Source organism: Haloactinopolyspora alba, from assembly GCF_003014555.1.
GTDB lineage: Bacteria > Actinomycetota > Actinomycetes > Jiangellales > Jiangellaceae > Haloactinopolyspora > Haloactinopolyspora alba.
Window position 1 is genome coordinate 1 of the sequence record NZ_PYGE01000003.1, and the last position, 22,400, is coordinate 22,400.

17 protein-coding genes are annotated in these 22,400 nt (G+C 71.9%); 4 read left to right on the forward strand and 13 right to left on the reverse strand.

What is annotated here, in order from left to right; translation table 11 throughout:
• Positions 1–143: 143 nt before the first annotated feature.
• The 9 genes from CLV30_RS04895 to CLV30_RS04935 form a co-directional block, all read right to left on the reverse strand.
• Positions 144–1,223: an amidohydrolase family protein gene (locus CLV30_RS04895; RefSeq protein ID WP_106536095.1), complete on the reverse strand. Its 1,080-nt coding sequence runs from the start codon at positions 1,221–1,223 to the stop codon at positions 144–146.
• A 251-nt stretch (positions 1,224–1,474) separates the two neighbouring features.
• On the reverse strand, positions 1,475–3,082 hold the full coding sequence (ffh, locus tag CLV30_RS04900; protein ID WP_106536096.1) for a signal recognition particle protein: 1,608 nt from the start codon (positions 3,080–3,082) through the stop codon (positions 1,475–1,477).
• An 87-nt stretch (positions 3,083–3,169) separates the two neighbouring features.
• The gene (locus tag CLV30_RS04905; RefSeq protein WP_106536097.1) at positions 3,170–4,252 is read right to left on the reverse strand and encodes a glycoside hydrolase family protein; all 1,083 of its coding nucleotides are present in this window, start codon (positions 4,250–4,252) and stop codon (positions 3,170–3,172) included.
• The gene (locus CLV30_RS04910; RefSeq protein ID WP_106536098.1) at positions 4,249–5,355 is read right to left on the reverse strand and encodes a nucleoside hydrolase; all 1,107 of its coding nucleotides are present in this window, start codon (positions 5,353–5,355) and stop codon (positions 4,249–4,251) included. The genes CLV30_RS04905 and CLV30_RS04910 overlap by 4 nt, the downstream gene beginning before the upstream one ends.
• Before the next feature lie 12 nt (positions 5,356–5,367).
• On the reverse strand, positions 5,368–6,312 hold the full coding sequence (locus CLV30_RS04915) for a ribokinase (RefSeq protein WP_106536099.1): 945 nt from the start codon (positions 6,310–6,312) through the stop codon (positions 5,368–5,370).
• Between the two features lie 6 nt (positions 6,313–6,318).
• The gene (locus tag CLV30_RS04920; protein ID WP_129710935.1) at positions 6,319–7,152 is read right to left on the reverse strand and encodes a carbohydrate ABC transporter permease; all 834 of its coding nucleotides are present in this window, start codon (positions 7,150–7,152) and stop codon (positions 6,319–6,321) included.
• A gap of 14 nt (positions 7,153–7,166) precedes the next feature.
• Complete coding sequence (locus CLV30_RS04925; protein WP_106536101.1) at positions 7,167–8,117, reverse strand: carbohydrate ABC transporter permease; 951 nt, start codon at positions 8,115–8,117, stop codon at positions 7,167–7,169.
• Entirely contained in the window at positions 8,114–9,427 is a 1,314-nt protein-coding gene (locus tag CLV30_RS04930) for an ABC transporter substrate-binding protein (RefSeq protein WP_106536102.1), read from the reverse strand. Before CLV30_RS04930 ends, CLV30_RS04925 begins: the two co-directional genes overlap by 4 nt.
• A 151-nt stretch (positions 9,428–9,578) precedes the next feature.
• Positions 9,579–10,529: a nucleoside hydrolase gene (locus CLV30_RS04935; RefSeq protein ID WP_165358530.1), complete on the reverse strand. Its 951-nt coding sequence runs from the start codon at positions 10,527–10,529 to the stop codon at positions 9,579–9,581.
• 176 nt (positions 10,530–10,705) lie between these two features.
• Between CLV30_RS04935 and CLV30_RS04940 the strand changes: the two genes are divergently transcribed.
• Both CLV30_RS04940 and CLV30_RS04945 read left to right on the forward strand, forming a co-directional pair.
• Entirely contained in the window at positions 10,706–11,755 is a 1,050-nt protein-coding gene (locus CLV30_RS04940; protein ID WP_106536104.1) for a LacI family DNA-binding transcriptional regulator, read from the forward strand.
• 131 nt (positions 11,756–11,886) lie between these two features.
• Positions 11,887–12,789, forward strand: coding sequence for a lysyl oxidase family protein (locus tag CLV30_RS04945; RefSeq protein ID WP_129710934.1), 903 nt, complete (start codon positions 11,887–11,889; stop codon positions 12,787–12,789).
• 6 nt (positions 12,790–12,795) lie between these two features.
• Here CLV30_RS04945 and CLV30_RS04950 read toward each other — a convergent pair whose 3' ends face one another.
• The 4 genes from CLV30_RS04950 to CLV30_RS27495 form a co-directional block, all read right to left on the reverse strand.
• Positions 12,796–13,632, reverse strand: coding sequence for an ABC-2 transporter permease (locus tag CLV30_RS04950; protein WP_106536375.1), 837 nt, complete (start codon positions 13,630–13,632; stop codon positions 12,796–12,798).
• 5 nt (positions 13,633–13,637) lie between these two features.
• Positions 13,638–14,606 (reverse strand): ABC transporter ATP-binding protein, encoded by a 969-nt coding sequence (locus tag CLV30_RS04955; RefSeq protein WP_106536106.1) that lies wholly within the window; start codon positions 14,604–14,606, stop codon positions 13,638–13,640.
• A gap of 150 nt (positions 14,607–14,756) precedes the next feature.
• A complete protein-coding gene (locus CLV30_RS04960; protein ID WP_205740659.1) occupies positions 14,757–15,665 on the reverse strand; it encodes a glycerophosphodiester phosphodiesterase in 909 nt (302 codons plus the stop codon).
• Positions 15,666–15,757: 92 nt separating this feature from the next.
• Positions 15,758–20,128 (reverse strand): S8 family serine peptidase, encoded by a 4,371-nt coding sequence (locus CLV30_RS27495; protein WP_106536107.1) that lies wholly within the window; start codon positions 20,126–20,128, stop codon positions 15,758–15,760.
• Positions 20,129–20,263: 135 nt separating this feature from the next.
• Between CLV30_RS27495 and CLV30_RS04970 the strand changes: the two genes are divergently transcribed.
• Positions 20,264–21,283, forward strand: coding sequence for a helix-turn-helix domain-containing protein (locus tag CLV30_RS04970; protein ID WP_205740658.1), 1,020 nt, complete (start codon positions 20,264–20,266; stop codon positions 21,281–21,283).
• 92 nt (positions 21,284–21,375) lie between these two features.
• The gene (locus tag CLV30_RS04975; protein WP_106536108.1) at positions 21,376–22,392 is read left to right on the forward strand and encodes a hypothetical protein; all 1,017 of its coding nucleotides are present in this window, start codon (positions 21,376–21,378) and stop codon (positions 22,390–22,392) included.
• Positions 22,393–22,400 lie beyond the last annotated feature (8 nt).

The window sequence follows — 22,400 nt, forward strand, 5'->3', positions numbered from 1 at the left end:
GCAGGCAGATCACGTTCGAGTCACCCGGTGATCACCCAGGGCCACCCCGTCGAGCAGCACCCGGCACACACAACCCTCCCAGAGAGATCACGTTCCGCATGGAATTCCATGCGGAACGTGATCATTCCGGGGCCCGCGGCGGGTCAGCGCATGACGCGGCCGCGGAGGACGATCCGGGTCGGCTCCAGCAGCGTCCGGGGGTCCACGCGCGGGTCGGCGGCGTAGACGCACAGGTCGGCCGCGGCGCCCTCGGTCAGGGTCCCGGTGCCGCCCAGCAGGTAGGCACGCGCCCGCCACGACGCGGCGGCGACGGCCTCGGCGGCCGGGATGCCTGCGGCCACGAACTCCAGCACCTCTCGGCCCAGCATGCCGTGCGCCAGCACGCCTCCGGCGTCCGTGCCGGCGAACACCGGCACACCCGCGTCGAACGCGTTGCGCACGTTGTCGTACCGGCGCTCGTGCAACGCCCGCATGTGCTGCGCGTACGCGGGAAACTTGGCCATGCCCTGGTCGGCGTACATCGGGAAGTTCGCGATGTTCACCAGCGTGGGAACCATGGAGACGCCGCGTTCGGCCATCCCGGCGATCAGGTCGTCGGACAGTCCGGTGCCGTGCTCGATGCCGTCGATGCCGGCACCCAGCAGGTCCGGCAGGGCCTCCTCGCCGAACACGTGCGCGGTCACCCGGGCACCGAGCTCGTGGGCGCGTGTGATGGCCGCGTCCAGGGCCTCGCGCGGCCAGCACGGCCCCAGGTCGCCACGTTCGCGATCGATCCAGTCGCCGACCAGCTTGACCCAGCCGTCGCCGCGCTTGGCCTCCTGCTCGACGTAGGCGACGAGCTCGTCCGGCTCGATCTCCCAGCCGTAGTTGCGGATGTAGCGGCGGGTCCTGGCGATGTGCCGGCCGGCGCGGACGATACGCGGCAGGTCGTCGCGGTCGTCGACCCAGCGGGTGTCGGCCGCCGAACCGGCGTCACGCAACAGCAGGACGCCCGCGGCGCGGTCGGCCAGCGCCTGCTGCTCGGCCTCGTCGTCGGGCACCGCGCCGTTGGCGTCCAGGCCGACGTGACAGTGCAGGTCGACCAGCCCGGGCAGGACCCAGCCGGTGCCGACGGTGGTCGCGCCGGGCACCGGCTCGTACGTGACGTGGCCGTCGCGGATCCACAGGTCACGGTGTTCTTCATCCGGCAGGACGACCCCGCGGACGTGGATCGGCTCGTTCACCGGCGACCTCTGGCCCGGTGACGTCGGCCGCTGGTGGCGCCGAACGTGGCCCCGCAGGTGGCGCCGAAAGGATCAGGTGACGAACCGTCGCCCAATCCCGGCTCTTGGTCACCTGATCGTTCGGTAGCCACGTCGTGAGACGCGATCAGGTGACAAACGGCGCTCCATGGGCGCAGTTTCGTCACCTGATCCATCCGCGAAAGACGATCAGGTGACAAACCGGCGATCAGGTGACGCACCGGCACTGGCGATCAGCGCTTCTTCAGGAACTCGGCGACGTCGTCGGGTAGCTCGAAGTCGCCACCGCCGGACTGGTCGCCGCCGAAGGCGGACGGTAGCTGCCCCTGCTGTGGCTCCTGGTTGCGCTTGTCCTCGGCGGCCGCGAGCTGCGCCGCGCGCTTGGCGGGGTTGCCCGACCGGGCGCCGCGCTTGCCCTTCTTGCTCTGCTTCGGCTGCTTGCCCTTGCTCTTCTTGCCGCCCGGAGCGGGCAGGCCGCCGGCGCCGGGAGCGCCGGGCATGCCGCCGCCGCCCGGCATTCCCGGCATGCCGCCGCCCTTCGCGGCCTGGCTCATCATGTCGCGTGCCATGAAGAACCGCTCGACCAGCTGGTTGATGTCGCTGACCTGGGTGCCCGACCCCTTGGCGATGCGCGCCCGCCGAGACCCGTTGATGATCTTCGGGTTCTCGCGCTCCGCCGGCGTCATCGAGTGGATGATGGCCTGGACGCGGTCGAGCTCACGCTCGTCGAACGAGTCCAGCGCCTCGCGCATCTGGCCCGCACCCGGGAGCATGCCGAGCAGGCTCTTGAGCGAGCCCATCTTCTTCACCGCCTGCATCTGCTGCAGGAAGTCGTCAAAGGTGAAGTCCTTGCCGCCCTTGCCCTGGAGCTTGCGGGCCATCTCTTCGGCCTGCGAGGCGTCGAACGCCTTCTCGGCCTGCTCGATCAGGGTGAGCATGTCGCCAAGGTCGAGGATGCGCGAAGCCATGCGTTCCGGGTGGAACACGTCGAAGTCGCTGAGCTTCTCGCCCGCGGAGGCGAACATCACCGGCCGCCCGGTGACCGACGCGACCGACAGCGCGGCGCCGCCCCGCGCGTCGCCGTCGAGCTTGGTCAGCACGACGCCGTCGAAGCCCACGCCCTCGACGAACGCGTTGGCGGTGCTGACGGCGTCCTGGCCGATCATCGCGTCGACGACGAACAGCGTCTCGTCCGGCGACACCGCGTCGCGGATGTCGGCGGCCTGGCGCATCATCTCCTCGTCGACGCCCAGCCGGCCGGCGGTGTCGACGATGACGACGTCGTGCAGCTGCTTCTTCGCCTGCTCGACACCGCTGCGCGCGACCCCCACCGGGTCGCCGACGCCGTTGCCCGGCTCCGGCGCCCACACCGGCACGCCGGCGCGTTCGCCGACGACCTGCAGCTGGGTGACGGCGTTGGGGCGCTGCAGGTCGGAGGCGACCAGCAGCGGCTGCTTGCCCTGGTCCTTCAGCCAGAGGGCGAGTTTGCCCGCGAGCGTCGTCTTACCGGCGCCCTGCAGCCCGGCGAGCATGATGACCGTCGGCGGCTGCTTCGCGAACCGCAGCCGGCGCGTCTCGCCACCGAGGATCTGCACCAGCTCGTCGTTGACGATCTTGATGACCTGCTGGGCCGGGTTCAGGGCCTCGGAGACCTCGGCACCGCGAGCACGCTCCTTGACGGCCGCGATGAAGTCCTTGACCACGGGAAGGGCGACGTCGGCCTCGAGCAGCGCGACGCGGATCTCGCGCGCCGTGGCGTCGATGTCGGCCTCGGACAAGCGCCCCTTGCCGCGGAGGTTCTTGAAGGTCGCCGTGAGGCGATCGGAGAGCGTGGCGAACACGTCGCTGGGTCCTCAGGGTGTCGGCAGAACTCGGATGTCTCAGGCAAGGGTAACGCGACACCCCTGCGACCGGCCCAGCCGATGTGATCACCGGATGGTCCCGCTGACCGACCACAGGTCGTACTCGAACAACGAGTCGCACGTGTCGCCGGAACAACTGTCGGTGAACACGGTCTCGAGCCTCGGCGGGTCCGGCAACCGGCCGGACCACGACCTGGTGATCCCCGCGTTGTGGTTGCGGTCGAGCCCGGTCAGCGCGTGGTCGATCACCGCCTCCTCACGCCACCGGCCACCGCCGTGGAAGACGCTGTGCGCGTCGATGCTCGCCACCTGGACGCTGGGGCCGATCCACCACGGATTGTCCCCCTCGGCCGGGTAGGGATGCTGTTCGCGCACGACGTAGAAGCGCCGCTCACGCGGGTGGAAGGCGACGTCGTAGCCGTTGAGCCAGTCCGGCGAGCCGTCGTGCCCGGTGAGGCCGTCGGTGCTGAGCCGGACCGGCTCGGACACCCGTATCCCTCCGGTGCGGCCGAGGTTCAGCACCCGCTGATAGGCCCGCGTCGACGTGTCGCCGCGCGTGTAGAACAGCACCACCCGGCCGCTGCCAGGCGTGAGGGTCACCGCGCTGGGCTGGCCGACGCCCCACTGATCGGTACGGTCGAACGTCACGACCGGCTCAGGGCGCTTCACCCACGGCCCTTCGGGACGGCGCGCGAACGCGACGCCGATCTGGTTGTGCGCGCTGGCATCCAGATCGTTGCCCAGATAGAACATCGCGTACGGGTAGGTCTCGCCGTCGTGCCGGAAGCGTCCGCGGACCACGCTCGGGTCGCAGACGTGGAAGCTGTCCCACGCCGGCGCCGGGCTCGCCTGCAGCACCGACTCGGACGACACGACCTCGCCGTCGACGATCTTCGTGGCGTAGATGTGGTCCTTGATCACCCGGTGCTCGTCGTTGTGGCAGCTCCAGATCCAGGTGGTGTCGCCGTCGCGGACCACCGACGGCGCGTAGCTGTAGAAGCCCTCGGGCGGGTCGTAGCGCACGCCGAGGGTGTCCGGGTCCCAGACCACCTCGGCCGACGCGGGTGCGGCCATGGTGCCGGCGAGCAGCGCCGCCGCACAGGCGGCGACGGCCGTGCGGACCGTGCGCCGCGGGAAGTCGCGTGTCATCTCGTCATCTCCCTGTCGTCGGTGCGGACGTCGCCGTGCCACGGTTCGGGTGGCCGGAAGGACTGGAACAGCGCCGGAGTCGCCTCGTTCATGGCCCGCTCGTACTCCGCCGGGTCGTCGCGGACGAACACGCTGGTGGGCGTCGGCTCGTCGGTCGGTTCGAAGGAGTACAGGCCGGACTCGTGCGGCCACGCCCGGCACGGCAGCTGCTCGTTGCGGATCTCCACGTCGCCGGGGCCGACGTCGTCACCCCGGACGATCCGGTGCGTTCCGTCGGGGCGGCGCACGATCCGCCGGCCGGTGACGCTCACCCAGACGGCCGTCTCCCAGACGTCGTGGCTGCGCGCGTAGACGGGCTCCATGACCTCGTCCGGCAGGTCCTCGTCGAGGACGCGGAGGTAGTCCGGCCGGGTGAGCCGGCCCAGCGCGTAGCCGAGATAGCGGCGCAGCGCCGGGTGCATGCCCTCGATCCAGCGCATGTCGTGCAGCCGGTAGAAGGTGTTGTGCCGGTCGTGGGCGTAGCAGCTCTCCTCGGTCGCGCACGGGTACAGCGCGATCGGCAGGTCGGTGCTCACCAGCCGGATCATCGCCTGCGGGTCCTGCAGGACGTTCCACTCGAGGTAGGTCGGCGTGCTGGTCCCGCCGCACAGGTGCACCCGTGCCACCTTCGCGGCGACCAGCTCCGGCTCGCGGTTGTACGCCACCGCTATCGGGCGTGCCGAGCCGAACGAGAGCACGTGCACCTTCTCGTCGCTGCGCTGCAGGGTGTCGAGCAGCAGGTCGATGCCCGCCTGCTGGAAGGCCGGGACCTCGGTCATCGTGTCGTACGGCGTGCGCATCCGGGTGAACGGCGACGTCGCGAACGGCACATTGTGCCCGTACACCGCGTTGAGCTGCGTGACCGGGACGATGCCGGGATCACGCGGGCCCGGATACCCGGGGACCCCGCCGTCGACGAGGTGCCGCTTCTCGTCGAGCGCGTCGAGGATCACCGCGCGCAGGTCGACCTCGTCGAGGCCGTATCCCATGATCAGGTCGACGTTGTCGCCCGGGTCCTCGGGCGGGTGGTACAGGTCGGTGACCGTGACGACGGGGACGCTCACGATGCTCTCCCTTCAGCCGGTGCGGGCGCTGCGCGCCGCATCGGGGTAGGACGACTGGGCGCCACGGCGGGTGACGGTGGCCGACGACATCGCCACCGCCAGGTCGGCCGCCGCGGGCAGGTCGGCTCCGGACGTGAGGGCGGCGGCGAGGGCACCGACGAACGCGTCCCCGGCACCGGTGGTGTCGACGGCGTCCGCAGCAGTGGCCGGATGCCGGGTGACGGCGGTGCCCGCGGCCACGACGGCGCCGCCCGGACCGGACGTGACGACGACGCTGCGGCACCACCGGCACAGGCCCGCCGCCAGCGCTCCGGCACCGGCCGCGTCGCCGGTGGCCCCGTCGTCCGTGGCGTCGTCGGCGGTGACCTCGCGCGCGAGCGCTCGCGCCTCGTGCACGTTCACCACGAGTGGATCGGCTACCGCCAGCACGTCGCCGGGCACGACGGTGAACGGCGCCAGGTTGAGCACGAACCGCCGTCCCGACTCCGCGCACGACGCGGCGACCGCCTCGACCGTGTTCACCGGGATCTCGAGCTGGCACACGACGACGGCGGCCGGCGAGTCCGCCAGGGCACTGCGCGCCCGGTCCGCGTCGACGGTGAGGTTGGCTCCGGGCGCCACCACGATGCTGTTGTCGCCGTCCGGCCCGACGGTGACGTAGGCCGCGCCGGACGGCACACCGTCGGCCACCCGCAGGCCATCGATGCCGATGCCGTGCTCACGCAACCCCTCCGTGATCCGCGAGCCGGCGTCGTCCGCGCCCACCGCGCCGACGAAGTCCACCCGGGCACCGAGCAGCGACGCCGCGACGGCCTGGTTCATCCCCTTGCCGCCGAGCCGGACGATCGGGTCGCTGCCCAGCACGGTCTGCCCGGCCACCGGAACGGCCGGGACCGACGTGATGTGGTCGCGATTGGCCGAGCCCACGACGACCAGGCCGGTTCCACCGGAACTCATCGGCGATCAGTCCTTGATCCCGGTCGCGGCGACCGAGTCGGTGAAGTGCCGCTGGAACGTCAGCAGCAACAGTCCGGGGATCAGCGTGAGCACGACCGACCCGGCGAAGATCTGGCCGAAGTTCACCTCGAGCTGCCCGCGCAGGTTGGCCAGCGCGATCGGGGCGAGGTGGTGTTCGGTGTCGCTGCCGATCAGCAGCGGCCACACGTACGACTGCCATTGCGACAGGAAGAGCATCAGCCCCGCTCCGACCAGTGCCGGCCGGCACAACGGCAGGTAGACCTGCCAGAGGATGCGCCACCACGCCAGCCCGTCGACCCGGGCGGCCTCGAGCAGTTCCCGCGGTATGCCGAGGAAGAACTGGCGCAGCACGAAGATCGCGAAGCCGTTGGCCAGCCCCGGGAGGATCAGCCCGACGTAGGTGTTCGCCAGCCCCCAGTCACGGAACTGCGCCGACATGGGGATCGCGATCGCGTCGAACGGGATGAGGAAGCTCAGCACGACCACGACGAAGAACGCCTCGCGGCCGGGGAACTGCAGCGCGCTCAGCGCGAACGCGGCGAACACGGACAGCACCAGCCCGAAGACCACGGTGGCCGCGGCGACGAGCAGCGAGTTGCCGACGGCACGGACGAAGTAGCCGTCGAACAGCGCGACGTAGTTGCTGACGTCGCCGCCGAGCGGGACGAACGCCTCGAACGTGAACGGCGAGGTGTATCCGAACGCGGAGTTCCCGGGCCGGAACGAGCTGGCCACGACCCACAGCAGCGGGATCAGGAACAGGAGGGACACCATGACCGCGCCCGCGGTGCGGACGACGACACCGGGCGTGCTTGGCATGCGGGTGCGCACTCTCACTCCTTGGGTGCCAGCAGCTTGAACTGCACGGCCACGACGGCGAGCATCACGAGCATCAGCAGGACGACCTCCGTCTGCGCCAGACTCAGGTCACCGAGCCGGTAGGCCAGCTGGTAGATGTCGAACATGATCAGGTTCGTCGACCCCTCCGGGCCGCCGTTGGTGAGGATCTGGATCGGCGCGAAGATCAGGAAGTTCCCCACTGTGTTGGCCACCAGGACGAACGCCATCGGCCGGCGCAGCAGCGGGATCGTCACGTGCCGGAACTGCTGCAAGGGCGACGCGCCGTCGATCTGCGCGGCTTCGTAGTACACCCGCGGGATGTCCTTGAGTCCCGCGATGAGGAAGATCATCCAGTACCCGACGGCGACCCAGAGCACGGTGACCATCACGGCCGGCGGCGCCTGCGTCGTGGACGTCAGGAACGGCTGCTCGCCCAGGCCGACCATGCCGAGCAGGCCGTTGGCCAGGCCGTCGGGCTGGTAGACGACGCTCCAGATCACGCCCGACACGGACACCGGCACCGCCACCGGCGCGAACACCAGTGCCCGCCACAGGCCCGCCGCCGGTAGTCGCTCGCTGAGCAGCAGCGCCACCCCGAGAGCGAGGATCACCGTGAGGGGGTTGAGGACGAGGTTGAACACGACGGTGACGACGATCGTGTTGACGAAGCTCGGGTCGGAGAACAGGAAGCGGTAGTTCTCCAATCCGGCCCATCCGGACCCGCCGCCGAGACCGGACTCCTGGAAGCTCGCGACGACCGCGCTGGCCGCCGGCACCAGCCGCAGGAACACGATCGCCAGCAGCGCCGGCGCGAGGAAGGCCAGCGCGGTGAGCAGCTGGCCCGACCGGTTGGCCCTGCGGCGGGCGCCTCGGTGCGTGCTCCCGGCCACGGGGCCGGCGACCGGCTCGGACCGTCGCGCGAGCACGGTTCGCGGCGCGTTCATCGCAGCCTGGAGAAGGCGGTGGCCAGCTCGTCCTCAGCCTTCGCCAGCCGGTCCTCGACGTCGGATCCGTTCCGGATGTCCTCGAAGACGTTCACCATCATCTCCTCGAACTGGATGTATCCCGGGCTCGGCGGACGGTGCACGGCGGTGTTCTCCAGCTCGTGCAGCATGAGGTCGCCGGCACCGTCGGTCACGCCCGGGACGGACTCGTCGAGACGGGTGACGTACTTGTCGAAAGCGTTCGCGTTCGTCGGCGGGATCAGGATCTTCTCGATGGTCGCCAGGCTGCCCTCGGTGGTGAGCGCCGCCCAGCGGAGGAACTCCTTCGCCTGCTCGACGTTCTCGGAGTTCGGGTTGATGCCCCAGGACCAGGAGTCCGTGGGCGTGGTGGGCTCGCCCTCGGCGAAGTACGGATGCGGCGCGAGGCCGAAGGTCGCGCCCTCCTCCTTCCAGCCGGGGATCACCCACGGCCCGCCCACGTAGAACGCGGCCTTGCCCGCCGAGAACAGCGGGCCCATCTGGTCCGGCGCGATGCCCCGCGGCGCGATCCCCTGCTCGTGGATGTCCTGGTACCAGTTCATGGCGGTGATCCACGGGTCGTTGGTCAGGTTCGGCGTGAGCAGGTCGTCGCCTTCGAGCCCGGGGCCGCCGCCGAGCGACTCGGCCAGCGGCTGCAGCTGGTAGTACCGGTTGACCTGCTCGATCAGCAGTCCGTGCTCGGCGCCGGCCGCCTGTGCCTTCCGTGCGGCGTCGGTGACCTGTTTCCAGGTCCAGCGCTTCGCGGGGTCCTTCGTCGGCGGCTCGACACCGGCCTGGGCCAGCAGGTCCGGGTTGTAGTAGAGGTACTGCGACGACGTCCAGATGGGCAGCGACCACAGACTGCCGTCGACGATGTTCGGTTCCATCGCGGACGGGATGGTCGCGGCCTCGGCCTCGTCGCGGAGATCGCTGATCTCGAGCAGCTGGCCACGGGCGACGATGCCGGGGATCCGGGACGGGTCCGCGGTGTACACGTCGATGGACGTGTCGCCCTGGCCCAACCTCGACTGCAGGGTGCTCTGCAGCTGGTCGAACGGGACGTTGGTGGTCTCGATCCGCACGTTCGGGTGCTCGGCCTCGTACGCCTTCACCAGCGGGTCGAACGAGCCGGCCACCTCCGGATGGACGAACTGCAGCGTGACGGTCTCTCCGGAGCCTCCTTCGGCGTCCGTGCCGGCGCCACCGCATGCCGCGAGGGTGCACATCCCCGCGGTCACCGCGATCGCACCGAGCCTGCGCCCGATCCGGCGGGTCGATCTCGGATTGCTCATGCCATCCTCCTCAGCCGCCGCCTCCCTGCGGCGGCGCGATCGCCGATGTCGCGCTACTCGAGTTGCGCGCTGTTCTACACGAGTTGACAGTGGTTGGCAAGACTCCGCCGCGCCCGTATCCGAGCGTGCGGCCGGGGCGGTCGGGCGGACATCACAGGTGGTCCAGGACGTACTGGTCGAACAGCTTCACGAACCCGGGCACGTCGACGTCGACCGCCACGTCGGCATTCGTGTGTTCCAGCGGACAACCCAGGACGTCGCGGTCCCACCAGATGGCGCTGGCGCCCTGGGACGGCCCGCGGCCGGCGTCGATCTCCACCCGCGCCGGCCTGGTGGTCACGACCTCCGGCGCGAGCACCGTGGCCATGGTCAGCGTGTCGAACATCGGAATGCCGGCCTCGCCGCCACGTTCCAGGGCGTCCAGCCAGGGCGCGCACGACGCGCGCACGTAATCGGCCAGCGGGCCGTCCCCCGTACGCGTCAGCACGTCGCGGGTGAACCGGACGCGGTGACAGACCTCCAGTGTCACCAGCCTGATCGGCCAGTCCGCGGCGAACACCGCCGCCGCGGCCTCGGGATCGCACCAGAAGTTGAACTCGGCCGCGGGCGTGACGTTGCCGGGCTCACGGCCGGTGCCGCCCATGATCACCAGCCGCTCGACCGCGCCGGCGATACGGGGTTCCAGCAGCAGGGCCAGGGCCACGTTCGTCAGCGGCCCGATGGCGACCAGCGTCACCGGTTCCGGTGCGTCGAGCACGCTACGCACGATCAGTTCCGGCGCGCTCGCCGGAGCCGGCGGGTCGACGGGAGGCGCCAGCCGCGGCAGCTCGAGCTTGCGAGCCTGCCAGTCGGCCTGCTCGCTCCGGTACGGCATCAGCGCGCGCGCCGGTCCCGCCGCGAGCGGCACGCCGGAACTGCCGTGCAGATCCAGCAGATGCCTGGCGTTGGCGTACGCCAGCTCCAGTGGGACGTTGCCGTTGACGACACTGATACCGGCGACGTCGACCGCCGGCGCGTTCAGCGCCATCAGGATCGCGAACGCGTCCTCGGGGTCTCCGCCCAGCACACCCATCGCCGGATCGGTGTCGATGACCACCCGCATGTGTCTTCCTCCGTCTGTCGGCCATCGCATTGTCTACACGTGTTGAGCGGTCGACGCAACCCACTCCGTCACCGTGCGGACGGACTCCGCAGCTGAAACCTCGCTCGAGGGAACGGAGACCGTAGAATCTGGACCAGACGTCGTGACTTACTCGTGTAGAAGGAGGCGGGCCCTCGGTGGTGAACCGCAATGACGTGGCGCACCGCGCCGGCGTGTCGGTGGCTGTCGTGAGCTACGTGCTGAACGACGGGCCGCGCCCTGTCTCGGACACCAGCCGGCAGAAGGTCCTGCGCGCCATCGAGGAACTCGACTACCGCCCCAACCGGGTGGCCAGCGCCCTCAGGTCACGCCGGACCTGGTCCATCGGCCTCGTCGTGCCGGACAACTCCAACCCGTTCTTCGCCCAGCTCGCGCACGCCATCGAGGACGACGCCTTCAGCCGCGGCTACTCCCTGCTGCTCGGCAACGCCTCCGGCGACCGCGCACGCGAGCAGAACTACCTCGAGACCTTCCAGGACCGACGCGTCGACGGCCTGATCGTCGTGTCCAACCGCCCCTCCGCCGAGCTCGCCCGCAACTACGACGCCGCCGTCCCCCTCGTCGTGGTCTCCGACCACTCCGTCGCCGGGCTCCCGTCGGTGTCCACCGTGAAGGCGGACAACTCCGGCGGTGCCCGCAACGCCACCGAGCACCTCGTGCGGCACGGGCATCGCCGCATCGCCTGTCTTCTCGGGCCGCGCGACAGTGCGCCGGCCATCGAGCGCCATGCCGGCTGGAAGCAGGCTCTCGGCGACGCCGGCCTCGACGCGGCCGCGGACCTCGTGCGGTGGACGACGTTCACCCGCAGCGCCGGGCACCTGTCCGCCGTCGACCTCCTGTCCGGTGCGAACCCGCCCAGCGCGGTGTTCGCCGCCACCGACCACCAGGCCTTCGGCGTCCTGCGCGCCGCGGCCGATCTGGGGCTGCGCGTACCCGACGACGTCGCCGTCATCGGCTTCGACGGCATCGCCGAGGCGGACTACAGCGTGCCGCGGCTGGCGACCGTCAAGCAGCCGGTGACCGACATCGCCGCGCGCGCGGTCGAACTGCTGCTGCGCGACCGGCGTGACACGGTCGGTGTCCACGAGGTCTTTCCGCTGACGCTGCTGGCGCGCGGATCGTGCGGCTGCCCGGATCCGCGGTCGACGTCGTCCGGGCAGACCGTCGCGGCCACCGCCGTCGGGTGACCGTGAGAGGCCGGCATGCCCGACTCGCTCGCGTGGTCGGCCGCGCTGGAGTCGGTCGCCGAGACCGCGGACAGCTGACCCGATCGCCGCCGGAACCGTAACGAACCGGCGCATGCGGGTACGTGTCCGGCATGACTGCGTGTCGGCCACCACTGCCCGGCTCATTCGTCCTCGTCACCGGCCTCGTCGCCGTAATGGTCACCGGGCTCGTCGCCTGCACCTCGGCGACGCCTGAGGACACACCGGAGAACGCGTCGGGCACGGCCGGGACACACGAGCCGGGCGCCACGACCTCCGGCACCGGCGCGACGGACCCGGCGGCGTCCAGGCGGGCGCGTCGCGCGCCGCCGCCGATGCTGCCGAACCTGCGGAGCCTGCCGGCCGAGGACGTCCAGATCCGGCCGGCCGACGAAGGCGGGCGTGAGCTGCGTTTCGCCGCCGCTTTGGCCAACGTCGGCACCGGCCCGCTGATCGCCGTGCCCGGCGACGGACCCGGCTGCCCGACCGGGCAACGCCGCACCAGCCAGGTCATCGCCGTCGACGCGAACCGCAACGGAACGTACGACCGGGGAACAGACCCGGGCGGCAAACGCGTCGAGGCCGGCTGCATGCTGGACCATCCGACGCACGACCACTGGCATTTCGACGCCTCGGCCAGTTACGTCCTCACGCGACCGGGTGACGCCGAGCCGATCGCCGCGACCGACAAGGTGAGCTTCTGCCTGCGGGACAGCCGCCGGCTCGCTGGCGAGCGCTGGGCCGGCGCAACCGAGACGTACGGTGACTGCGACCGCGACAGCACCCAGGGGATCTCGGTCGGCTACGCGGACGTGTACGACGTCGAGACCGACGGCCAGTCGCTGCCGCTGGCCGACGACCTGCCCGACGGCGTCTACTGCCTCACGTTGACCGCCGACCCGAACGGGCTGCTGCGCGAGACCAGGGAGGACGACAACGCCGCCGTCGCCGCCGTCCGGATCACGGGGACGCAGGCGGCCGACGCACCGTCGACCGCCTGCGCACCTGCGTCCTGACTGCGGTCAGGCGTCCCGCCGGGAGAACAGGACCCCGGCCACCAGCAGGAGCAGCGCCGTCTCGCCGCTGAAGACCGCGAACCCGACCCACGGATCGAGCAGGTCCGGGTTGAACGACTCGACCACCGCGATCGAGCCGCCCGCGTTGCCCGGCATCAGCTTCGTCAGCCACTCCCCCAGCGCTCCCGGCACCAGGCCGACCAGGTTGCCGAGGACGAAGATCAACGCGATGCCTACGGTGACGGCTCCGGCCGTGTGCCGCATCAGCATGCCCAGACCGAGTCCGAACAACCCCAGCACGGCGAGGAACAGGCCACCGCCGAACAGCGTCCGGAGCACACCGGGGTCGTCGAGCGCCAGCCCGACACCTTCCTGTCCGAGGAAGAAGTTCCCGGTCAGGAAGCTCGCGACCGAGGTAGCCGTGCCGAGCACCAGCAGCAACCCGCCCAGTGCGAACGCCTTTGCCAGCAGAACCGACCAGCGCCGTGGTGACGCAGCGAGCGTCGTGCGGATCATCCCGCTGGAGTACTCCGCGGACGCGACGATCACGCCGAGCACCAGCGCAGCGATCTGGCCGAACATCAGCCCCCAGGTGGCGAACGCACCGGGAGACTCGTCGGTGCCGCCTGCCGCCAGGTCACCGGCGACACCCCAGCAGATCAGCCCGGTGAGGCCGACACTGACGACGAACAGCAGGGACAACGTCCAGGTCGTGGAACGTACGGTACGGATCTTCGTCCACTCGGCGTCCAGGATCCGGCCGAACGAGGCCCGCGGAGTTCTCTGTCGGTCCGGCGCGCTCCGCGCCGGTACCCGCTGCTCCTCGGTGGCGGTGATGGTCATGGTGGTCACACTCCGGCGGGGGTCAGGTGGGTCTGGTCGGCAGCGCTGTCGGGTGCGTGGGCCGCGCCGGGCACGCCGGCGTGGTACTCGACGCTGTCCTCGGTCAGGCGCATGAAGGCGTCTTCCAGCGACGCCTGCACACCGCCCAGTTCGTGCAGGTACAGGCCGTGCGCTCCGGCGATGTCACCGATGGCTTCCGCGGTGGCGCCGTACACGGCCATCGCGCCGTCGTCGGCCCGTTCGACCCGCCAGCCCTGGCCGGTCATCCGCTCGGCGAGCTCACCCGCCTGCGGCGAGCGGACCCGGACGTAGCCGGCCGAGTTGCGCGCGATGAAGTCGTTCATGTCGGTGTCGGCGAGGATCCGGCCCTTGCCGACGACGAGCAGGTGATCGGCGGTCAGCGCCATCTCCGACATCAGGTGGCTGGAGACGAACACCGTGCGGCCCTCGGCCGCCAGGCTGCGGATCAGCGTGCGGATCCACCGGATGCCCTCGGGGTCGAGCCCGTTGACCGGCTCGTCGAACAGCAGCACCCCCGGGTCTCCGAGCAGCGCGGCTGCGATGCCGAGCCGCTGGCCCATGCCGAGGGAGAACCCTCCGGAGCGTTTGCTGGCCACGTCGGTCAGCCCGACCAGGTCGATCACCTCGTCGACGCGGCGGCGCGCGATCCCGTTGCTCTTGGCCATCCAGAGCAGGTGGTTGTAGGCGGTACGGCCGCCGTGGATCGCCTTCGCCTCGAGCAGGGCGCCGACCTCGTGCAGCGGCGCGGGCAGGTCGCGGTAGGCACGGCCGTTCACGGTGACGGACCCGGCCGACGGGCGGTCCAGGCCCATCACCATCCGCATCGTCGTGGACTTCCCGGCGCCGTTCGGCCCGAGGAACCCAGTGACCGTGCCCGGCTCGACGGTGAAGTCGATCGCGTCGACGGCGGTCTTGTCCCCGTAACGTTTGGTGAGTCGTTCTGCCGTGATCATGGACGTTCCTCGCGTCTCTGGTCGATGTCCGCGACCGGGCCTCCCGGTGCGTTCGATGACCACGCTACGACGCGTTGACCTGGAACGATACGGCTTTCAGGGTGGGTTCAGGGGCGGCTCAGGGTCATCTCGGGGCCACCCCGGACCCGGTCAGCGCAGGGTCAGCGACTGCGGGTAGTCGGTGATGATCCCGTCGACGCCCAGATCGCGGACCGTCCGCAGCCGGCCGGGCTCGTCGACGGTCCAGACGTTGATCTCCATCCCCAGCTCGTGCACCCGCTCGACCAGGTCGGTGTCGGTCACCGTCCACTGCGGGTTGACCTGGTCGGCCCAGGTGCTCAGCTCGGTGAGCTCGGCTTCGGTCGGACGCTCGGCGTCCAGCACGCCCACCGGGACGTCCGGGAGCGCGTCGTGGAACTCGCGCGCGTCGCCGGGCGCGAACGACTGGACGGCCAACTGCTCGCGTTCGAGGGCACCGTCGACGTAGTCCGGGATCGACCTCAGCTCGGTGGCCAGCTGTGTCGGCAGGCCGGTGTTCTGATAGTGCCCGCACGGGCTGATCTCGGCCAGCAGGCCGGTGTGCCTGCCGAGCCGGCGGATCACCTCCCGGACGGTGATGATCGGCTCGCCGGCGAAGCGCTCGTCGAACCACGACCCGGAGTCGAGGGTGCGCAACTCCGCCAGGGTGAACTCCGAGATCCGGTACGAGGAGCGGCCGGGGAAGCGCTCTTCCACGTCGGTCGTGCGCTCCATGGTGCAGTCGTGGAAGTTCACCAGTCGCCCGTCCCGCGTCCGCTGCACGTCGATCTCGACGAAGTCGGCACGCTGGCGCACCGCGGCGGTGACGGCGGCGGCGCTGTTCTCCGGAGCGACACCGGACGAGCCCCGGTGTGCGATGACGTCGACGCCGTCGGGTCCCGCGTCGGCCGGTGCCGCCGGTGCCGCAACGCCCGGCCGGGGCTGCGAGGGTGCTTCGGCGGGCACGACGGACGCCGCGACGGCGGCGGCAGGGGCGGTCATCAGCAGGGCGGCCGTGCGCACGGTACGGGCGAGTCTCATGACGAACCTCCGATTCACGGGTGCGAGTGCACAGACTCACCCACGGACGTGACGCGGAGTCGGCATCGAGTCGACGCCCCGGTGGACACCTTTCACCGGATCCGCACCCGGTGCACACCTCCGTTCACGGTCCCGGCGAACAGCCACCGCCCGTCCGGGCCGGCCTGCAGCGAGACGACGTCCAGGTTCTGCAGACCACCGGAGACGTTCACCCAGCTACGCCCGCCGTCCGTGCTTCGCAGGACACCGCGGCCGCCCTTGACCAGGCCGTTCGCGGCGTACGATCCGGTCGCCGCGTACCAGACGTCGCGGTCGCGGGGCGACACCTCGAGATCGGTGACCCGCATCGGCAGCGAACCGCTGTCGGCCGTCTCGAACGTCTCACCGCCGTCCGTGCTCACCCGGATCCGCGCTCCGGCGGCGACGACGCGCGAACCGGACACCTCCACCGCCGTGACCTGGCCGTCGGCGACCTTGTGCACCGTGTGCCCGAAGTCGTCGCTGCGGTAGAGCCCGGACTCGCTGCCCAGCCAGAGCCGGCCGGGCTCGGTCGGCTCTGCGGCGACGGCGGTGAAGCCCTGCGGGTGGTAGAGCTTGCGCCACGTCGCGCCGCCGTCGCGGGTCACGTACAGCCCGGCGCCGAGGAGGCTCCAGAACGGCACCACCACCCGGTCCGGGTCCGCCGGCGCGACCGCGATGTCGTGCGGCACCTCTGTCGTGCGTCCGCGCACGTCCCACGTCTGTCCGCCGTCGGTGCTGCGGTAGACCCAGAAGTGGGACAGCGCGTCCTTGCGCACCTTCCACACCGTGGAGGGATCGTGCTGGGACACCGCGAGCTGCCCGACCCTCGTCCCGGTGTGCGACTCGGCCCCGGACAGGCCCCATTCGGCGACGTCCGGCTCCAGTTTGGGCCGCGACGGCAGTTCGGTGTCGTACACGTCCGAGTCGGTCCCGGCCAGCAGCGTCGGCGTGCCGTCGCGCTCGACGACCTCGAGGTCGTACGGCGTGGTGCCCTGCACGCCGATCCGCCGTGGGTCGGAACCGTCGGTGCCGGTCCGGAACAGCCCCGCGCCCGGCGACGACCACAGCAGGCCGTCGCCCCACGCGGTGACGTCGTTCTCGACCGCTCCGGTCACGGGCTCCGGGACGGTGCTCCACGAGCGGGCGTGGTCCCGGCCGACGTGCTGGTGCTCACGGTAGGTCGTCACGACGACGTCGGCGCCGCTCATCACGATGTCCATGGCGCCGCCGCCGGGCACGTCGTAGAGCTGCCGCCACGTCGCACCGCCGTCACGCGTACCCACGACGGTGTCGTCGCCGGTCAGCACCGCCACCAGCCGCGCGTCGGCGACGAGCCCGTCGACGCTGCCGTCGCCCGCGTCGTACACCTGCTCCGTCGCCGTCGGCTCCCCGGAGACCAGCCCGCGCACGGCGAGCACGCCGTCGCGATGCGCGAGGAACACGTCGTCACCACCGACGGCCGCGCCGGCGAGCTCGCTGCCCGCGGCGTTGGGGTACGACGACCAGGTGTCGCCGCCGTCGCGGCTGACCAGCAGCGACTCCGCGGTCACCGCGATCAGCACCTCGGTGTCCGGGTCGCTGAGCAGTTCGATGACGTGCACGTCCGGCAGGTCGAGCGTCTTCCACGTGTCGCCGCCGTCGTGGGTGCGCAGCACCCGGCCGGTGTAGGTGGGGTCGAGAAGGACGTCGAAGAACCCGCCGGTGGAGCCGTTGACGGCGTACCACATGGTGCCGGGGTCGTCGGCGTCCACCACGATCTCGCCGGTTCCGCCTGCGACCGGCAGCCGGGTGTGCTGCGTCCAGGTGGCGCCGCGGTCGTCGGTGGTCCACGGTCCGGCCTCCAGGTACTGGGTGACCGCCGCGGCGTCGGGATCGGCCGGTGTGGTGGCGATGCGGCCCGATGCGCCGTTCGGCCCGATCGGCTGCCACCGTACCGGGCTGTTCGACGGTCCCGGGGGGTCGGCGACCTCGAACGAGCCGCTGCCGCGCAGGCCCAGCCCGTCCGCCGTGGTCGCGGCGGCGTCCACCGTGTAGGCGCCGGCGTGCCGGCCGGTCAGCTCGGCGCGGTACCAGTCGCCGTGATCGTGCTCGGCGGTGACCTCGTAGCCACGGCCCTTCGGCGGCGTCACCGTCAACGTCGGCGGCTCGGCCAGCGGCACCGGGCTCCACACGAACGCCTCCGACGCGCCGTCGCTCGGATCGGGTGAGGTCCGCACCACCAGCGGCCGCGCCGCCAGGAGGTACGGCACCCGCAGCCGCGTGCCGTCGTCGCCCACCCGGCCGACCACCCAGCCGGACAGGTCGGCTTCGCGCGTCGGCGTCGCGGCGGACACGGACACCCGCACCTCGGCCTGGCCGCCCGCAGGGATGCGGACAGTGGCGGGCTCGACCGTCGCCGTGCCGGCACTGCCCGGGGCCGCCCGGGTGTCCAGCGCCACATCGGCGGGCTCGTCGCCGTGGTTGCGCAGCACGACGGTGCCGCTGCCCCGTACCCGCGGACCGGACAGGTCAGCCAGCCCCATCGACACCGACGCGGGATCGGCCACGACGTCCGCGGACGCCGCCGCGGCCACGTCGAGCCGCCCGGCCCCGGCCGTCGCCGGCCCCACGCCTTCGACGGCCTTCGCCGACCCGACCAGGCGCGAGCCCACGTCGGCGACGGTGGCCTCCGGATGCAACTGCCGCACCAAGGCGGCCGCGCCGGCGACGTGTGGACCGGCCATGCTGGTACCGGACAGCCGGTACACGCCCGGCTCCCACTGCGCCAGCGGCCACGTCGAGCGGATCTCGACTCCGGGAGCGACCAGGTCCGGCTTCAGCTCGTACTCGTCCGTCGGGCCCCGCGAGCTGAACCCGGCGATCCGGTCGGTGACATCCTCACCCGAGACCGCGATGCGCACGGTGCCGTCGGCGAGGTCTCGGCTGAGCCGGCTCCACTGGGTGGCTCGCAGGCCCATCACCACGATCCGGTCCATCCGGAAGCTGTCGCCGGACTCGGCGCCACGCAACGGCACGTCGACGGTCCCGGGCTCGGTGCCGTCCGACAGCACGGGCTCGCGGCTGCCGGCGCCCGCGACGACCGGGCCGCTCGAGCCGCCGCTGTAGGCCAGCAGCGCGATGGCTCCGCGCTCCTCGGCCAACCGTGCCTGGTCGATCAGCGCCGGGCTGACGTTCGCCATGCCCCTCGGTACACGTGCGCGGTAGGCGACGACCTTCCCGGTCACGTCGCCGACGCGGTCGTAGTCCTCGGCCGTGCCGTCGCCGACGTCCACCAGCTCGCCGGTCAGCGTCTGCTCCGGAGGGGAGGCGGAGTACGGCGCGCGGAACGCCTGGATCGGCTCCTCGCGCGGCTCGACCATCCGCGCCGACGGCACGCTGAGTCCGCTGGCCGACGCGCCCACGGCCACGACGCCGTCGGCGATCGCGGGGCTGGTCACGGTGTGCGCGCCGGGGCCGGCGTTGCCGGCAGCGGCCACCACGACCACACCCGCCTCGGTCGCGGCGGTGGCGGCGAGACCGATCGGGTCGGTGCCGTCTCCGGGGCTACCCAGGCTCAGGTTGACGACGTCGGCGCGGTGCGGGTTCGCCGGATCCACGGCATCCTCGAGCCCGGCGATCACGTCCGACTCGTAACCCCCGCCGCCGGCGTCCAGGACCTTGTACGCGGTGAGCCGTGCGTCCGGTGCCACGCCGGTGACGTCACCGTCGCCGGCGATGATGCCCGCGACGTGAGTGCCGTGCCCGTTGTCGTCCATCGGGTCGGCGTCGCCGTTGACGTAGTCGTGCCCGGCCACGACCTTGTTCCCGGGGCCGAAGGCGCCGCCCAGCGACGGGTTCGTGTAGTCGATGCCCGAGTCCAGGACGGCCACCGTCGTGCCGGCACCACGCGCGGGCGTGCCGTCGGCGTCGGCACGCTGCCACACCTCCGGCGCGCCCACCAGCGGCACGCTGACGTCGGTGGCGCTGCGGACCCGTCCGTCGGGCACGACGTCGGCCACGCCGGGCAGCGCCTCCAGCCGCCGCACGTCCGCCTCGGCGACGGTCATCGCGACGGCGTCGACGAGGTCGGTGAACTCGTGCCGGGTCCGGGCCCGCACGCCCGCGTCCGCGGCGGCGGCGAGCAGCTCACGGTGGGCGGCGCGCAGCTCGGCACGGTGCGCGGACACCTCGGCGGCCAGGTCGCGCGCCGCGGCGTGCGTCAGACCGCCCGGCCCGTCGGCCATCGCGTCGGCACCGGCCGCACCGAGGGCCGGCTCGCCGTCCATCACCACGATGACGCGGCGCTGCTCCGGTTCGTCCTGGGCGTGTGATGCGGGCGGAGTCCCGGACGCCGCCGGTGACAGGCCCGCCGCCACCAGCGCGACCACGGCGCTCGCGCCCAGTCCGAACCGCAGGCGTCGTGAGCGGCGCGCGACTCCGGCGGACGTGGTGTCTCGATGCATGGTGCTCCCGTACGTCGGACCACGGTCAGGGCGTTCCGTGGTGATTAGACCAATTCGTACTGGTCGCGATCATGACACCGCAACGGATCTTCCGGCCGCTTGCGGCCATTGGCACCGTGCGGCCACACTCCGCTCGTGACCGGACACGAGCGTGACCTCGACACCGACGACGGCGCGGCCGGGACCGAACCCGGTGCCGCGACGGACGGTCCGCTGACTCTCGCGCCGGTCGGCGTCTCGTCCTTCGACGAACAGGTCTACCGCGCGCTGCTCACCCGCACGGACGCGACACCCGCCGGTCTCGCCGAGCAGCTCGGCCAGCCGGAGGCGCGGGTGGATCGTGCGTTCGGCCGGCTGCGCGAACACGGGCTCGTCACCCGGATGGCCGGACGGCGCCGCCGCTACACCGCCGTCGACCCGGAGTCGGCGGTCGAAGCGATGGTCCGTGACCGCAGCAGCGAACTCGACCGGGTCCGCGGTTCGGCCCTGGCGCTGTCGTCGATGTTCCACGCCGTGCGCCGCCGCGCCGGTGGCGGCGGCACCGTCGAGATGCTGAACGGCCCCGAGGAGCTCGGGCGCTGGTTCGTCCGCCTGCAGCACCAGGTCCGCGACGAGATGCTGGTCCTGGACCGTCCGCCGTACGCCCTCGCCGCGACGAACCCGGTCGAGCCGGTCAGCCTCGGCCACGGCGTGCGGTGGCGGGCGATCTACGCGCCGGAGGCGCTCGAGGTGGCCGGCGCGCTCGACGAGGTGCAGGCACTGGCCGCCCGGGGTGAGCAGGGACGCGTGCTGCCCGGCCTGCCGCTCAAGCTCGCGATCGCCGACCGTCGCATCGCCGTGCTCCCCCTCGACCTGGACGTCGAGCACGCCCAGGCGGCCGTGGTCCGCGAGTCCACGCTGCTGACCGCGCTGCTCGAGCTGTTCGAGCTGTACTGGCGGCAGGCGCAGCCGATCGGGGTCGAGGCCGGGACCCGTACCGACGACCGGCAGCTGGCACAGCTGCTGGCCACAGGGCTGACCGACAGCGCCATCGCGCGCCAGCTCGGGCTGTCCACGCGCACCATGCGGCGGCGCACCCGGGCGCTGTACGACGAGCTTCAGGCCACCAACCGGTTCCAGGCCGGCGTCCAGGCGGCCCGGCGCGGCTGGCTGTGAGCCCCTCGCCCCACCCGGTCCCCCGACCGGGGGAACCGGCTCCACCACCACGGGGACGCCGGCCCGGGTAGCGCCGCGAGAGAGTCGGCCCCATGACCGCGCACCGCTACGCCACGACATCACCCCGATCCAGCCCGCCGGCGCCGGGCCGCCGGCCCAACCGGTTCGCGGTCGCCGCCGTCGCGGTGATCACCGGCTACGCCCTCGTGCGGACCTCGTGGCAGCTCAACGGCGCACCGGGCAACCTGTCGCCGATCGGCGGCGACCTGGTGGGCATCACCGGCTGGGGCGCGGTCGTTCTGTGCGCCGCGGCCGCGGTGCTGGCGGCCGCGCTGGCGCCGGGCCGCTCCACCGGCGCCGCGGGCCGTCTGCTGCGGCCCGCGGCGGTGCTCGCGAGCCTGGCGATGGTCACGGCCGGTGCGATGGCGCTGCTCGACGTCGTCGGCGCGGCGTTACCGGGGCTGGGGCTGGAGTTCTACCCCGTCGGCGCGCTGTCCCGCGCCGCCTGTGTCGGCGGTGGGGTGCTGTTGCTGCTGGCCGTGCGGGCGGACCTGCGGGCGGGGCACGCGCTGTGCTCCGCCTGCGGACGGCTGTGGCGGTTCACCGCCGCGCTCGACCACACGCCGGCCTGGGCACGGATCGCGGCGTACGTGTCCTTGGCGGGGTGCCTGACCCGGGTCGTGGCCCAGCTCGCCGTCGGCATGGACAAGTCGCCGCTGGAGTCGGGCGCGTCAGTCCTGGTGTTCGAGGCCGGGTTCCTGCTGGCAGGCACGGTGCTGCCGTTGGCGCAGGCCCACCGGTGGGGGCGGGTGTGGCCACGGTGGGTGCCGGCGCTGGGCGGACGGCCCGTTCCGCGGCGGCTGGTCCTGTGGCCCGGCGTCGGGGTCGCCGCCGGGATCACCGTGTACTTCGGGTTCGTACAGGTCCAGATGGTGCTGGAGCGGCTCGCGGGGCGGAACCCGTTCCCACCGGGGGACGGTGTGGCGCTGCCGGAGGCGTTCTTCTGGGTGGCCGTTCCCGCGTATCTGACCTGGGGCGTCGGCCTGGGTGTCGCGGCACTCGGATACCACCGGCGGACCAAACGACGCTGCCCGGTCTGCGCGAGGTGAAGCGCCGC